The sequence below is a fragment of the Paenibacillus forsythiae T98 genome (assembly GCF_000520735.1).
GTDB classification, from domain to species: domain Bacteria; phylum Bacillota; class Bacilli; order Paenibacillales; family Paenibacillaceae; genus Paenibacillus_AQ; species Paenibacillus_AQ forsythiae.
Genome location: NZ_ASSC01000732.1, coordinates 1 through 1,029 on the forward strand (window position 1 = coordinate 1; position 1,029 = coordinate 1,029).

A 1,029-nucleotide genomic window follows, 5' to 3' on the forward strand; every position below is an offset into this window, starting at 1 on the left:
CCTGTCGCCATTATGGCCGAGCGATCTCTGGAGATGATCGTGGGGATATTCGGCATCTTGAAAGCCGGAGGTGCGTATGTCCCTATTGATTCGGAATTTCCAGAGGATCGCATTCGTTATGTGCTGGAGAATGCGGGCGTAAGGCTGCTGCTCACGCAGCGTCATTTGGAGGAGCGTATAGCTTTCGGGGGGAAACTCGTTTTCGTGAACGAGCCGGAGGCTTATGGGACACAGCATACAAACCTGGAACCGATCGCCGGCCCTCATCATTTGGCCTACACTATTTACACCTCCGGCACAACAGGCAGCCCGAAAGGGACGTTGATTGAGCATCGACAAGTGGTTCATTTGCTGGAAAGTCTTCGCAAGCAAGTATATGCCGCTTACGATACCGGCTTGAGGGTAGCCCTCTTAGCTTCGTATCATTTCGATGCGTCGGTGCAGCAAATATTTGCAGCGCTGTTATTCGGCCATACGTTGTATGTCGTTCCCAAAACGACGGTATCCGACGGACAAGCTTTATCCGATTATTACTGCCTGCATCAGATTGATGTGACAGACGGAACTCCGGCCCATTTGCAGTTACTTGTTGCGGCCGATAGTCTTCAAGGCGTAGCCCTCCGGCATATGCTTATCGGAGGAGAAGCTCTTTCATGGGTAACGGTCTCACGGCTATTGGACCGGTTTTATGCCGATGGGCCGAATGGAACGGCTCCACGGATTACCAATGTGTACGGGCCAACGGAACTTTGCGTCGATGCCTCGGCATTCGATATTTTACCGGGGGCATCGCTTCCGACAAACGGTTATGTGCCTATCGGCAAGCCGTTGGGCAATCATCGTTTTTATATTCTTGACGCTTGTGGAGGACTCCAGCCTTTTAACGTGCAGGGGGAGTTGTGCATTGCTGGCGACGGTGTGGGGCGCGGTTATTTGAACAGACCGGAACTGACGGCTGAAAGATTTGTGGCAGATCCGTTTGTGCCGGGAGAGCGGATGTACCGGACAGGCGACTTGGCGCGCTGGCTG

At 53.3% G+C, this 1,029-nt stretch carries 1 protein-coding gene; it reads left to right on the forward strand.

Going from position 1 to position 1,029, the window contains the following annotated elements; all coding sequences use genetic code 11:
• A partial coding sequence (locus L692_RS29895) for an AMP-binding protein (RefSeq protein WP_036724999.1) occupies positions 1–1,029 on the forward strand: 1,029 nt, incomplete at both ends.